General features: G+C 34.9%; 12 protein-coding genes. 9 read left to right on the top strand and 3 right to left on the bottom strand.

What is annotated here, in order from left to right:
• Positions 1-483: 483 nt before the first annotated feature.
• Entirely contained in the window at positions 484-1,395 is a 912-nt protein-coding gene (ttdA, locus tag H9636_RS12575; protein ID WP_191707911.1) for a L(+)-tartrate dehydratase subunit alpha, read from the top strand.
• The gene (ttdB, locus tag H9636_RS12570; RefSeq protein WP_191707910.1) at positions 1,392-2,003 is read left to right on the top strand and encodes a L(+)-tartrate dehydratase subunit beta; all 612 of its coding nucleotides are present in this window, start codon (positions 1,392-1,394) and stop codon (positions 2,001-2,003) included. The genes ttdA and ttdB overlap by 4 nt, the downstream gene beginning before the upstream one ends.
• 133 nt (positions 2,004-2,136) lie before the next feature.
• On the opposite strand, the gene H9636_RS12565 is transcribed toward ttdB, so the two are convergent.
• A complete protein-coding gene (locus H9636_RS12565) occupies positions 2,137-2,898 on the bottom strand; it encodes a GntR family transcriptional regulator (RefSeq protein WP_191707909.1) in 762 nt (253 codons plus the stop codon).
• A 183-nt stretch (positions 2,899-3,081) separates the two neighbouring features.
• Here H9636_RS12565 and H9636_RS12560 point away from each other — a divergent pair, with 183 nt between their 5' ends.
• From H9636_RS12560 to H9636_RS12540, 5 genes are all read left to right on the top strand, one after another.
• A complete protein-coding gene (locus tag H9636_RS12560) occupies positions 3,082-3,531 on the top strand; it encodes a GNAT family N-acetyltransferase (RefSeq protein ID WP_191707908.1) in 450 nt (149 codons plus the stop codon).
• A gap of 83 nt (positions 3,532-3,614) precedes the next feature.
• Entirely contained in the window at positions 3,615-4,046 is a 432-nt protein-coding gene (locus tag H9636_RS12555) for a hypothetical protein (RefSeq protein WP_191707907.1), read from the top strand.
• A gap of 112 nt (positions 4,047-4,158) precedes the next feature.
• On the top strand, positions 4,159-4,914 hold the full coding sequence (locus H9636_RS12550) for a DUF7683 domain-containing protein (RefSeq protein WP_451923566.1): 756 nt from the start codon (positions 4,159-4,161) through the stop codon (positions 4,912-4,914).
• 163 nt (positions 4,915-5,077) lie between these two features.
• On the top strand, positions 5,078-6,142 hold the full coding sequence (locus H9636_RS12545; protein ID WP_191707905.1) for a site-2 protease family protein: 1,065 nt from the start codon (positions 5,078-5,080) through the stop codon (positions 6,140-6,142).
• A gap of 159 nt (positions 6,143-6,301) precedes the next feature.
• Positions 6,302-7,117, top strand: coding sequence for an undecaprenyl-diphosphate phosphatase (locus H9636_RS12540; RefSeq protein ID WP_191707904.1), 816 nt, complete (start codon positions 6,302-6,304; stop codon positions 7,115-7,117).
• Between the two features lie 84 nt (positions 7,118-7,201).
• Here the strand turns inward: H9636_RS12540 and H9636_RS12535 are convergent, their stop codons facing one another.
• Positions 7,202-8,350 (bottom strand): DUF418 domain-containing protein, encoded by a 1,149-nt coding sequence (locus H9636_RS12535; RefSeq protein ID WP_191707903.1) that lies wholly within the window; start codon positions 8,348-8,350, stop codon positions 7,202-7,204.
• A 178-nt stretch (positions 8,351-8,528) separates the two neighbouring features.
• Here H9636_RS12535 and H9636_RS19270 point away from each other — a divergent pair, with 178 nt between their 5' ends.
• On the top strand, positions 8,529-8,654 hold the full coding sequence (locus H9636_RS19270) for a hypothetical protein (protein ID WP_263604247.1): 126 nt from the start codon (positions 8,529-8,531) through the stop codon (positions 8,652-8,654).
• A gap of 28 nt (positions 8,655-8,682) precedes the next feature.
• Positions 8,683-9,465: an alpha/beta fold hydrolase gene (locus H9636_RS12525; protein WP_191707901.1), complete on the top strand. Its 783-nt coding sequence runs from the start codon at positions 8,683-8,685 to the stop codon at positions 9,463-9,465.
• A gap of 92 nt (positions 9,466-9,557) precedes the next feature.
• On the opposite strand, the gene H9636_RS12520 is transcribed toward H9636_RS12525, so the two are convergent.
• Entirely contained in the window at positions 9,558-11,729 is a 2,172-nt protein-coding gene (locus tag H9636_RS12520) for a YhgE/Pip family protein (RefSeq protein WP_404817749.1), read from the bottom strand.
• Positions 11,730-12,019: the final 290 nt, after the last annotated feature.

Here is a 12,019-nt window from a genome sequence, read left to right as displayed (position 1 = left end):
TACTTACGATTTGAAAGCGCATTCAATAATATCACTCCTTTATACTCAAATTAATGTAAATAAGAAATCAGTAGGGTACCGATGATTAAATTGTATTTTAATGAATACATTAATGTCAATAAAATGTTTAGAATATTCCATTATTTCGGAGAGGATATTTATAATTCAAGTGGTTTTCTTTATAAGAAATACCACTAAAATCAACACTCAAGAGCGATATCGCTTATATTGGTATAGAAATGTATTAATAAAATAACTTAAGCCTATTGACTTTAATGTATACGTTATTTAATAATTAGTCATAAGAAATTGCATTAGGGAGATCTATTTACAACTGGATTTTAACAATCTTCCTAATTGGAGGAAATCGAAAAGAAGGTTGTTCAGAACCTTTTGAAAACGATTTCTTTCAAAGTCCAAGTATTTGGTTTTACAAACGTATTTTATTGTTACAAAAAATTAAAGAAAAAAAGGAGAGATACTATGAATGTTATTCAGGATAAGACACAACAAAAAGAAAGAATGATTGAGTTGATGTCAAAATTTATTTCGATTGTTAGTTACAAGCTTCCTGACGATGTGGAGAATAAATTAAAGGAGCTAAGTGAAGAAGAAGATAACCGCCTTGCAAAAATTATCTATAAAACAATGTTCGAAAATCAAAAACTAGCATCTGAGTTAAAGAGACCGTCTTGCCAAGATACGGGAGTTCTCCAATTCTTTGTGAAATGTGGACAGCACTTCCCATTAATAGGGCAATTAGATAACATTTTAAGAGAGAGTACCTTTAAATCTACTAAAGAGACTCCCTTACGTCACAATTCTGTAGAGACATTTGATGAATATAACACAGGAAAAAATATTGGAAATGGTACTCCTAGTATCTTTTGGGAAATAGAAGAAGATAGTGATAAAGTAGAGATTTATACTTATATGGCAGGTGGGGGATGTACGCTTCCTGGAGTCGCAACGGTTTTAATGCCGGGCGAGGGATATGAGGGCGTTGTTAAATTCGTTTTAGACCGTATGACAAGTTATGGATTAAATGCGTGTCCTCCTCTACTTGTAGGTGTTGGAGTTGGAACTTCAGTTGAAACTGCTGCTTTAAACTCAAAGCTAGCTCTTATGAGACCTGTTGGAAGTGTAAATGAAAATGAAAATGCTGCAAAGATGGAAAAGCTATTAGAAGATGGAATCAATGCGATTGGATTAGGTCCTCAAGGTTTAAAAGGATCTAAGTCTGTTATGGGAGTAAATGTTGTTAATACAGCTAGACATCCTTCTACAATAGGAGTCGCAGTAAATACAGGTTGCTGGTCCCATAGAAGGGGGAAAATTACCTTTGATAGTAATTTGAATTATGAAATTAGTACACACAAGGGGGTAACATTATGAGTAAGAAAGTGTTGACAACACCCATTAAAGATGAAGATCTTAAAGATATCAAAATTGGCGATATTATTTACCTAACCGGAACATTAGTTACTTGTAGGGATGTTGCACATAGAAGACTAATAGAAGAAAAAATTCCATTACCCGTTGATCTAAAAGGAAAAGCAATTTTCCACGCTGGACCAATTGTTAGAGACCTTGGTAATGAAAAATACGAGATTGTTTCCATTGGTCCTACAACAAGTATGAGAATGGAAAAATTCGAAAAAGAATTTATCGAGGAAACAGGTGTGAAGCTTGTTGTTGGAAAAGGCGGAATGGGGAAAAATACGGAAGAAGGTTGCAAAAAGCATAAAGCTTTACACCTTGTATTTCCAGCGGGGAATGCAGTTTATGCGGCAACGAAAGTTGAAGAAATTAAAGAAGTGCATTGGAAAGATCTTGGAATGCCAGAATCTCTTTGGGTATGTGAAGTAAAAGAATTTGGTCCGCTAATTGTTTCTATTGATGCAGAAGGTAATAACATTTTCGAGGAAAATAAAGTTGAGTTTAATAAAAAGAAAGAAGAACAATATAAGCTTATTAGTGAGCAAGTACGGTTTATTAAGTAATTTTAGTATTAGATAGAGTCATCAACAAGGATCGCTGGAGATAATAACGGGTATTGCTCAATGTGATAATAAGTATCGTTACAAAAAAGGCTGTGGATATTTCTATGAAATCTCACAGCCTTTATAATTTAGTTTAATCTGTAAATGGAGGGAGAGGCATCGACTGAAGGGTCTCTAAAATTTCGTTGCGTGCTCTATAGCGATGGGACTGTAACAATGTTCTTACTGCTTCAGAATCTCCTGCTCGCATAGCAGCTAAAATAGCTTTATGTTCCGTTACTGAGTGTTCAGGTTTTGGTCGAAATTTAATTGTATATAATCTTGCTCGATATAATTGATCAGACTGGCTATCAACAATCGATCGAAGACGTGAATTTTGAGATAAATCCACAATGTAATTGTGAAACTGATCATCCAGTTCGGTCCAGGTAAATAGATCATTAAGTTCTAGTGCCTTTTCTTGTTCCACGATTAGATGTTCAAGTTGAGTTATTTCTTCTTGGCTAGCACGACCTGTGGCAAGTCTACCAGCTACACCATCTAATGCTTCTACTACTTCATAGATTTGTTGAAGCTCATCTGCAACAAGGGGGGCAACAATAAATCCCCGGCGTGGTATGAGGCGTACCCATCCTTCCGTTTCTAAACGAACGAGCGATTCACGTACAGGTGTCCTGCTCATGTCGAGGAATTCGGCCATTTCCCTCTCTAACACCGTTTGTCCAGGTAGCAATTGTAGGTGGCGGATTGCGTGTCGAATAGCTAAATATGCTCGTTGTGGTAAACGTGTTTCTCCATTTACATCTAAAGTAGATAAAAAGGATCGAACCGCTAACGCTAGCTCAGACTCATCTAGTTTTTTAAAATTAGAATCAGGTGTATTTTGATTACTCATTTCACTATCACTCATCCCGGCGAATATCAGATTTTATATAACTTTACAAGAAAATTATAACAGATAATTCATCCCACCCTCAATTGGTGTAAAAGAGAAAGAATATGAAGGATAAAATCTTTTCGTGTTGAAATTAATAACTTACGCAATTTTAAGTAAAGAAAACGAGAATGAGGGATATCCTTGATTAAAAAAATCGATATTACGATAAGAAACATAGCAGAAGACGTTTTAAACATTCAATTACCATCGTATCAAGTTGAGGCTGACATAATCGGTTATGACGACATTCCGCCGTTAAAAGATACGGTGGAAACGTTACAACAGTGTGGGGAAACTTTCTATGGTTATTATTTAAATGAGGAACTTTGTGGCGCTATCTCCTTAAAGGTTGAGGAGGGGGAAGTGGATATTCATCGGTTAATCGTTCATCCTAACCATTTCCGAAAGGGAATTGCCCAAACCCTTTTACATTATTTAGAAAGCCATCTAAAAGAAAAAACGATGAAAGTCGCAACAGGATCTAAAAATACACCTGCCATTCGCTTTTATAAAAAGAATGGTTTTGAAATTGTACAAGAAGTAATAGTAAATGAACAATTATCCTTAACCTATTTTGAAAAGAATAGATAACTCTTTTCCTAATCTACTATTTAAGAAAATAGTGTTTAACCCTTTTTTATCGTCATATACTTGAGTAAAAGGAGTGTGTGGTGATGAAAAAGGGGAAAATCGTTTTCCTTGGAACCTTTGTTTTGTTATCCTTTATTACCTTTCTCTTTACGAATAACTCTTTGTCAAAAGGAGAAACGTCGGAAGTTTCTGAGACAAGCCCTAAATTACTAGCTGAAAACGACAAAAAACAAAAGGAAGCAGAAGAGATTCAAAGTTTACTTCAAGAAGAAGATGGTTTGTTAGAACAAGTAAGTAATCGGTTAGTAGAAAAAGGGTATGAATTTAGCACGATGCTCGCGGTATTTTCAAGCGAAGATATTCAAGTAAAATATATTGTTTCCAATAAGGAAGTAACCGAATCGGATCAAGAAACCATTAAATCTATTTTTTATGAGTTAATCGAAAAAAATAACTTTGATGCGGATTCGTTCAGTCTTAAAGTAGCTGATCGTAATGACGGACCCGATTGGTAATCGATGCATTGATCCTAAAGGATTAATGCTCTTTTTTGTTGAATTAATAAACGAAGGAGTAACTAGAAAGGAATTAGGAATCGCTATAAAGAAGGGAGGTCTAAAAGTGAATATGAAATACCAATGGCGTATTACAAAATATAACCCTGCGTTTAGAGATCAGGATGGAGTTTATATGAAAGATGAGTGGATAAGCTCTTCAGATATAGGCCAAACATTTAACGGAAAGGAATTAACTCTAAATGAATATCTGGAAGTAGAAAAGGCTTATGTTCATGCTGTAATGGAATTTTTAAAAGAAAGTCAATTAACATCTTTAAGGATAATTCAGTTACAAATACATCATGAATTTCTTTCTGATAAATCTTCTCTTCTTTATGAAGAAGCATTTTATTTACCGATTGTTGAGGATGCCGTTATACATGAAAAAGATATACCTACCGTTTGCAAAATGGTGTTACGGGATTATATTCATTGTCACTTCGTTTCAATGGGGCAATTTTTTGTGCATTTCGGTTGGGATTATTATATGTATATTGGTTCGAACCAACCATGTAACAATGCAATCAAATTTGCTCAGAACAATAAACTTTTTGTAGAAGAGTACCCATCTCCATATTATCTTGTTGAAGAAAAGGTTATTCGGTATGTGGAATGGGCAGCTAAAAATGAAGAAGTGATTGTAGGGGAAGAAAGATTGCAAAATGTGCCATTATCTGAACTTCAAAAAGCTCTCCATCTATCAGAAGAACATCCGGTGATTGGCTCCTTTACGATTAAACATGACAATAAAGATTTTTTTCAACAGTTTATCAACCATAAAATGGACTTTTCGAAATACGAATACTATTTATATTGCGGAGATTGATTGGATTACATAGCAATATTTTTAGTATATTATATTTTTTTCTTTCACTATTTGGAGTATTAATACTTTTTTTATGAACTAACTTAGCATTTTCCTATTCTTGAAACATTCATTCGTTTTATACGTATGAATATTATATTCATAAAATGAGAGGGGAGAGTGGATGGGTTTTATAACAAAGCCTATAGGGGTTACACTAATTGCAGCGATTATAATTGGGTTGTTTAACTTTACGAATCTCGCTGATATGGCCAATTTAATCGGTATCAATTTAGTTCTATTATTCTTTACTTTATTTATCCATGAATTGGGCCATGTGTTACTTGGAGTAGGGGCTGGTTACCGATTTAATTATTTAACGGTTGGTCCAATAACTATTGAAAATACAGAGCGTATACATATGAAATGGAATGATAGTTGGTTTTTATTCGGTGGCGTAGCAAGTTGTACGCCATTATCAAGCGATTTAACTTCTATCGCTAAACAACATAAACGATTCGTTGCAGGAGGCCCACTCTTTTCCATCGTAACTGCAATCGCCAGTTTTATTGTAGGGAAGATATTTGATATTCAATTCATTATATACTTTTCCATTTTAAATTTGATTATTTTTATTGCTACGATTTTGCCTTATAAAGGTGCGTTAAAGTCAGACGGTCGTGTATTAATGGAATTATCAAGAGGGGGAAAAGAAACAGAACAATTTTTAGTTTCCCTTCTATTACTCAAAGAAATGAATTCACCAAAACATCCAATGGAATGGTCAGAAGAGTTAATTGAACAGGCTAAAACATTACCACCAACAGTCGACAATGCAACAGTTGCGTACATTCTTTTTTATTATACTATACTAAAAGAGGGCTATGAGAAAGCTTCCGAACTAATCGAACCTTTTAAGCAAATACCTGTCACAAAGGAAAATAAATTCGCGTTGTACTTTATTCAACACATTCAACAAATTGATTTTATTGTTCAGAAGAATGATAATGAAGAAAGGATAATGCAGTTCCATCAATTTATGAACCCGATGGAACCTATTAGTTTTAAACGAAGTGAAGCAATTCTTGCAATATTAAAAGGGAATCAACAGGAAGCAGTACGAAAATTATCCGAAGTTATGAAGGAAATTCAAAAGGGTAAACGGCTATTCGGATTTTTCTATGCGGAAGAGCAGTTAACAAATTACCTAAAAAAAGTGATGGGACTAGAAGAATTCGTAAAAGTATGAAATACATATAACTAAGAGCTTTGTTCCAATAGGGATGAAGCTTTTTTGGTTGAAATAAGTCAATGATGGTCATTTAAGAGGATATTATTATAAATAGGAAACAATTCCCATGCTATTTCGTTTCTATAAAAATAGATTAGTTATAAAAAGGGGGATAACATGGGCGAATCAGAAATAATCTATACCATTAAGATGATCATTATTGGATTAGTACAAGGTTTTACAGAACCTATTCCTGTATCATCGAGCGGACATGTGATGATTGCTAGTGAAATTTTAGGTCTTGGTGAACAAGGATTTACTTTTGCGATTCTTACAAACACGGCATCACTCTTAGCGATCTTATATATTTACAGGCAAGATATTGTTAGACTGATTAGCAATTCAATCCATTATTTGAAAACGAAAAGTCATCGCTATAAAAGTGATTTTCGTTTTGTTTGTTTTATCGTCATCGGTACGATTCCAGCAGGGGTTCTCGGGATACTATTGAATGACTATATTGCAGAAAATGTTAGTATGACAACGATTGCAGCTATGCTTTTCGTAACAGGAATTGCGTTATGGTTCATTCGGAATGTAAAGGGAACAAAAGGCGAGCGAGATATATCTACAAAGGATGCATTCATTGTTGGCTTAGGTCAAGCTGTCGCATTAACCCCAGGAATTAGCCGTTCAGGTGCAACGATTATTTCAGCAATGGCAGTTGGAATGAAACAAGATACTGCTCTTCGCTTTGCCTTTATGTTATATATCCCCGTAAGCCTTGGTGGGGTTATTCTAGGTTTTTCAGACTTTTTAAATGAACCGAATAAATCAGACTTAGCAATTCCATATTTATCAGCGTTTATTGCAACCGTATTAATGACCTATTTTGCGATGAGATGGTTTATGGGGATTATGAAAAATGGGAAATTAGTTTACTTTTCATATTATTGTTTCATCGTGGGGACATTACTGTTCATCTTCTTCTAAATAAATGTATATGAGATAGCACTAATAAAACCAAACTTCTCAATGGAGAAGTTTGGTTTTTCCTTTTTCATCTTCTAAAAGGAATTATCGCTTATGTGTAATTAACCTTAAAACTGCTTTTCGTGCAGTTTCCATCGGACCGAGCTTTGCATAACGCAGCCAAAGAGACGCAAGAATGACTTGAATGATGCTAATTATTAGTAAAGTGATAAGAATCCCCAAAGAATTCATTTTTCCCCCTAAGTTAGCTCCCCAACCATAGAAAAGGGCTGTACATAATATATTTTGGAACAAATAACAGCTAAGGGATACTTTCCCTGTATTCTCGATCCATTTCCATAACCGGAAATCTGCTCTCTTTTCTACAAGCCAAGCGAACAATCCAATATATCCAATGGAAAGTATCGGAGAAAATACATAACGAATGATAAGGTCGAAAACTCCACCTGGTATAAAAATTAAAAAATTTAATGGAATCCCAATCAATAATCCGTATTTAAGCATGGTTTTTCGAATTTTTTTCCCTTCTTCACTTGGGGAAAAGGCACCTTTACGCATTAACAATACCCCAATTAAAAAGAGGAAAATATTAGAGCAAAAGCTTAACACCATTTCAATTCGTAACGCCCAAAAATTCGATAACCGATAAGTAACCTGTTCCCACCAACTACCATGTTGATATAGTTGGGTTACATTTAAATCTAATGAAACATCCCCACCCTGACGATTCAGCGTGAAAATGAGTATAGTGACAGTTAAATAGAGAAGGAAATTTAAACTGCCAAAACTAATTGTTGCCCATTTAATAGCTTTATCCCCTAATTTTACGATGAAAGCGACGATAATAGCTGTCAAAGCATAACTCATTAAAATGTCATATTCCATAACGAAGGTAAAATTCAAAAATCCTTCAAACAATAAAATGAAACAAATCCATAAATAAACTCCCGGCCACGCACTACCTTTACGCAGAGATTGATTATATTTTAACTGTAATCCAACTCCAAATAGTATCGCTAATAGTCCAAGAAACTTCCCGTTAAACAATGCTAAGGAGAATGTGCGTAAAAATGTATCAAAGGAATTCCACCATTCATTATTTTGGAAGGTGAAAATATAGTTTATATCCCCTAAATGAGCAAAAATCCAAATATTAACGCCTAACGTTCCCAATATCGCGATTCCTCTAAAGATATCCAATAAACGAATGCGACTTGTTTGGGCTTCATTCATTATGATATTGCCTCCTTAAACGAGGGAAATTGCATCATCCAAACATCTTTCGAAAAAACGATTGGAAAAATAATAGTTACTAGATTTTATGGTAAAGTAGCTTACTCTATGAGTGAACAAAATGATAGGAAAGGAAGCAAAACAAGTGCAAGGGTGCATCGTTAAAGAGGGAGAAAACATGGTTTTACTTAAAAAATACGGTTTCTTAACAAAAGGAATTGTTAATCCGTGGGTAATTTCAAACCATGAATGGCCAATTCAGAGGTATTCACCTATATGGGCTAGAGTGAATATTTTAGGATAATGTGTTTTTATTAATGAGGAGGAACGGTATGGGGTACTACGTTTGTGTTGAACCAGGCGTGAATTTATATGTGGAAGATTTAAATCCGAAGGGCAGTAAGACAATTGTTTTTTTACACGGCTGGCCGTTAAGCCATGATCAGTTTGAATATCAGTTGGATGTTCTTCCTGCAATGGGTTACCGGTGTATTGGGATTGACTGGAGAGGATTTGGAAAATCTGATAAACCAATGGAAGGCTACCATTATAATCGATTGGCAGATGATATTTATGCGATAGTGGAAAAACTTCAATTAAATCATTTTACCCTTGTTGGCCACTCGACAGGAGGAGCGATTGCCATTCGCTACATGTCGAGATATAAAGGGTTCGGTGTATCGAAACTAGTTCTTGTAGACGCAGCAGCTCCAGTCGGTTTTACTCCAGAAACAGCCCATCAATTATTGGAAGAAGCTCTAAACGACCGTCCTAAGATGATTCGGAATGTGAGTGAAACTTTTTTCTTTCAATATATAACAAAGCCTTTTTCTGATTGGTTTTTCCATTTAGGATTACAAGCAGCAGGGTGGTCCACGGCTGCTATCATTATGACATTAAGGGATAGTAAACTTTATGAAGATTTGCCCCAAATACTTGCTCCAACTTTAATCGTACACGGTGTTCATGATAAAGTGATTCCTTATGCACAAGCTTTAGAACTCAATGGAAAAATAAGAAATTCCCATTTGGTTCCGTTTCATTTTAGTGGTCATGGTCCGTTCTGGGAAGAGCGGGTAAAGTTTAATCAAGTGCTAAAGGAATTTATAGGTTAATTTAGATGCTTTGGAATCCAGTAGGATGGGGACTTTTTTCAATACAAAAAAGTGTCCATTAGATGGACACTTTTTAAAAGATATATAAGAAATTAATGGAATAATCCAGACTCTTTTGATTTTTTCATTAAAGCATTTGTTTTCTTACTTAATGGAGCTTTAAGGAAAGTTCCAATTAACAATGCAATAATACCGAATAAAATTAAAAACATTAGGTCATGATATACTCTTTCCCAAACAATACCGCCTACAGCTTCTCTCATTAGATCAACCGCATAAGAGAATGGTAAGAACGGGTGAATCGTTTGGAAGAATTCAGGGAGTAATGCGACTGGGTACGTTCCCCCAGAACCAGCAATTTGTAATACGAGAAAGACAATGGCCAATGCCTTTCCGACATCCCCAAACACTGAAACCAATGTATAAACAATGGATATAAATACTAAACTGATGATCAGACCAAATAAGATAAACCATGCAGGTTCAGCAATATCCACACCTAAAATAAACATATCTCCGGATGTCACGATTAAAGCTTGAACAAAGCCAATGCTCATAAAGGTGAAAAGTTTACCGAAGTAAATTTGTTTTTCAGTGTAATCAATCGAGTTATGGACACCTGTAGCTAACAGGGAAATTAATAACAGAGCACCTACCCATATAGCAAGTACAGTATAAAAAGGCGTCATCCCTGTACCGTAGTTTGGAATTGGGAATAAGCTGTTTTTGTTAAGTAGAACAGGTTCTTCAAAGAATCCCTTTTCAGCTTCTGGATCATTTTGCAGTAACTCAATGATTTCATTGATATCTGTTTCACCTTGAATTTCTCGAATTCGATCAGCTAATTGGTTTATTTTATCGTTCACATAAGGGTATTCGCCTAAAATCTTTTTAAGTGTTTCCTCGCCTTCACCTAAGTTACCCTCTGTGTTCGCAAGAATTTTTTCTACTTCTGGAATCGTCTTTTGGATTTCACTTAAGATTCCTCTAGCATCATTTAATGTTTTCTTCGCATTGGCTACTTCTTGTTTGACTGTTGGCTCGATTTCTTCATTATATAGTTTTACAAAGGCATCAATTTCATTTGCCGTTGTGGCGGCCATCGTTTGAATTTGTCCGATTAAATCATCCAATTCTTGCTGTTTATCTGAAAGAAATGTCGTAATCCTTTGTCCACTTTCTTGTATTTTCTGTAGTTCACTTTTCAACAAGGCTAATTGTTCTAGTGCCTGATTAATTTGTTCTTGATTTGTATTAGAACCATCTTCATTATTATTTTGCTCTTGAAGTTGGTTTAGGGCACCCTCGATTGCTTCTATATTCTCAATGGAACTCGTTATTTGCCCATTAATTTGATCACTAATTTCTTTCCCTTGGTTCAAGTTAATATCGGAAGATTGCACGGTACTAATAAAATCGTTTACTTCCGTCGCCATACGTTGTACTTGCTCTAAATTTTTCTGAACTTCAGGTGCAATCTCATTTAGTCGATTCTCAGCTTTATTTAAAAACGCTGTTGTTTCATCTATTGTTTGTAATCCTTCACCTGTTACTCGTTTTGCATCAGGAACGAGCGCTTGCGCCTTATCAATCATTCCTTTTGCATTTTCTGCATCTGCTAAGGAATCCGTTAATAAAGTATGGATTTCAGGTAATTTTTCTTCCATTTGGAAAACATACTCTTCAAATTTTTTAATGTCGGGTAGATCTTTTTCAATCTCTAGTCCTAATTCATTAAACTTTTCAAATATCGTACCGTTTACGGTTGAAATAAAGTTACTTGTAATCTTATCAACGATCCCGCCAGCACCAGATGCGGTAATTTTAGGTGCTATCGCGTTAATTTTTTCATTAACATAATACTCGACCTTCGCCTTTTCAGGGCGGTCTTCAATAACGGTACCTAGCTTTTTAGAGAAGTTTTCGGGAATGATGATAACAGCAAAATAATCCCCATACTCGACTTTATCCATCGCTTCTTTCCGGTTAACAAAATGCCAATCCATATCTTTATTGTCTTTTAGTTCTTTGACAACTTCATCCCCAATGTTCAACTCTATATCACGAACCGTAGCTCCTGTATCTTCGTTTACTACTGCTACCGGTAACTGATCCGTTTGACTATAAGGATCCCAAGATGCTTTAATATTAAACCAGGCATATAAAGAAGGTAAAAGCATTAAACCTCCGATAAGTATCGCTGCTACCCAGTTAGTAACAATGCTTTTAATATCCTTTTTGAAAATACTCCACATACGACTCATCCTAATCTTCTCTTATTTATTTGATTATGTGAAAAATCCCTTAAATTATGTAAAATCTATTAAAATAATTCAAGCTAAAAGTATAACGCTGCCCAACAATTCTATCATCAAGTAGTACTTAAAAGAAGGATTTATTGTTTAAAGTTGGAATTTGAAACTATTAAGGTAGCCAAAAGGAAATAAAACGAGAAGGATTGGGGCTATTTTTGTTGAACTTAGTAAAAAAGGAATTCGAAAGGGTTTCGGATGAAAAAGTTTCAACATGGAAACAAACTTTGTTATAAAATGTA

The sequence above is a fragment of the Ureibacillus galli genome (genome assembly GCF_014836845.1).
In the GTDB taxonomy this organism is placed as follows: domain Bacteria; phylum Bacillota; class Bacilli; order Bacillales_A; family Planococcaceae; genus Ureibacillus; species Ureibacillus galli.
Note: the sequence above shows the minus strand (reverse complement) of the source record. Positions and strands in the feature narration are given on the sequence as shown.

What these genes read in the sequence shown, in the direction of transcription:
- ttdB (WP_191707910.1), top strand. Translation starts at nt 1,392, where the DNA reads ATGAGTAAGAAAGTGTTGACAACACCCATTAAAGATGAAGATCTTAAA.
- ttdA (WP_191707911.1), top strand. Translation starts at nt 484, where the DNA reads ATGAATGTTATTCAGGATAAGACACAACAAAAAGAAAGAATGATTGAG.
- H9636_RS12520 (WP_404817749.1), bottom strand. Translation starts at nt 11,729, where the DNA reads ATGAGTCGTATGTGGAGTATTTTCAAAAAGGATATTAAAAGCATTGTT.
- H9636_RS12535 (WP_191707903.1), bottom strand. Translation starts at nt 8,350, where the DNA reads ATGAATGAAGCCCAAACAAGTCGCATTCGTTTATTGGATATCTTTAGA.
- H9636_RS12565 (WP_191707909.1), bottom strand. Translation starts at nt 2,898, where the DNA reads ATGAGTAATCAAAATACACCTGATTCTAATTTTAAAAAACTAGATGAG.
- H9636_RS12550 (WP_451923566.1), top strand. Translation starts at nt 4,159, where the DNA reads ATGAAATACCAATGGCGTATTACAAAATATAACCCTGCGTTTAGAGAT.
- H9636_RS12545 (WP_191707905.1), top strand. Translation starts at nt 5,078, where the DNA reads ATGGGTTTTATAACAAAGCCTATAGGGGTTACACTAATTGCAGCGATT.
- H9636_RS19270 (WP_263604247.1), top strand. Translation starts at nt 8,529, where the DNA reads ATGGTTTTACTTAAAAAATACGGTTTCTTAACAAAAGGAATTGTTAAT.
- H9636_RS12540 (WP_191707904.1), top strand. Translation starts at nt 6,302, where the DNA reads ATGGGCGAATCAGAAATAATCTATACCATTAAGATGATCATTATTGGA.
- H9636_RS12555 (WP_191707907.1), top strand. Translation starts at nt 3,615, where the DNA reads ATGAAAAAGGGGAAAATCGTTTTCCTTGGAACCTTTGTTTTGTTATCC.
- H9636_RS12525 (WP_191707901.1), top strand. Translation starts at nt 8,683, where the DNA reads ATGGGGTACTACGTTTGTGTTGAACCAGGCGTGAATTTATATGTGGAA.